This is a genomic window from Thauera aromatica (genome assembly GCF_023093595.1).
GTDB classification, from domain to species: Bacteria; Pseudomonadota; Gammaproteobacteria; order Burkholderiales; family Rhodocyclaceae; genus Thauera; species Thauera aromatica_A.
Genome location: NZ_JALLIK010000025.1, coordinates 1 through 1,284, shown reverse-complemented (window position 1 = coordinate 1,284; position 1,284 = coordinate 1). Strand labels below are relative to the sequence as shown.

The following is a 1,284-nucleotide window of genomic DNA, read 5'->3' as shown; positions in this document are numbered from 1 at the left end:
GCCAAGGCAAAGAACAGGACCACACACTTGACCTTGGCCAAGCCGCGCACACGGAACTGCTGCAGTCCCCGATTGCGGCTTTGGGCATTGACGCACTCGGCGGTTGCGGCACGGTTCTTATAGATCGCCTTGGCCTCGTCGGTCCCCATGCGCGCGCGCCACGCCGCCACGCCAGGACTGTCCTTCGGCTTGGGCTGGTGCGGATCGACCGCCTTGTCCTTGGACGCCGGCACCGGGCCGTACACCGTGGTGTGCGCGCTGGCTTGTTCGAGCTGCTGGTGACCCACAAAGCCGCCATCGACCAACCAGGCCTCGGGCGCCTGACCGCAACGCTCACGCACCTGCTCAATCATCGGCACCATCTGACCCTGGTCACTTCCAGCCGTGGCCACCTCGACGCCCACGATCACCAGCGAGTCGACGTCGCTGGCCAACTGCGGGTTGTACGCGGGCCGAAACCCGCCGTCGCCCATCTTCATGACCGTCGCCTCGGCATCGGTCGTCGAGGCGCGCGCCTGATCGGCGGCCTTGCCTTGGCGGCGCTTGATCGCTGCGAGTTCGGGCAGGCGCGCCAGCGCCTCGGCCACCCGGGCCTCGCGCTCGCGCGCCGCGCGCAGCCGTGCCGCCTGACGGACCCGATCGGCCTTGCCCGGGTCGGCTTCGAGTTCGGCCTTGAGCTGCGCAACCCGCTCGCGGGCCGCCTCCAGGTAGCCCGCGAGCTTGTCCTCGCGCCGGAACGACCCCGCCCCCGCACTGGCCCGCACCCGCATGCCGTCTTGCGCCACCTGGTGCAGCTTCACCACCCCGGCGTCGATCAGCGTTGCCACGTTGACGCTGAGCAACTCGTCGAGCGCCTCGCCGTGATCCTTCCGAAAGTCCGACAGCGTGTGGTAATTGACCTGCACCCCGCCGCACAGCCAGCGGTACGCATCGTGCGCATCGGTCAGACGCGCCACCTCGCGCGCACTGCCCACCCCGTCAAGCGTGGCGTACAGCCACAGTGACAGCAGGATCTCCGGCGCGATCGCCGCCCGACCCACCCCGCCTTCGACCACCCGGATCCGCTCATAGAAGCGACCCAGATCCTGGGCCACAACATACGACCACACCAACCGCGCCCGATGCCCTTCCGGCAACAGCGACTCGAGGTCGCTGGCCCGGAACTCCATCTGGGTGCGGTTGGGTAGAACCACGCGGGCGCGAGTATTCATGTCGGGATCAGGCGGCGGCTGGAGCGCCAATTATACCAAAGGCATGATGATCATATTTTCACAGACTCTCAGC

The 1,284-nt window shown here is 67.7% G+C and carries 1 protein-coding gene; it reads right to left on the bottom strand.

What is annotated here, in order from left to right:
• On the bottom strand, positions 1-1,211 hold a 1,211-nt coding region (locus MXC99_RS00345; protein WP_247723659.1), incomplete at its 3' end, for an IS1182 family transposase.
• Positions 1,212-1,284: the final 73 nt, after the last annotated feature.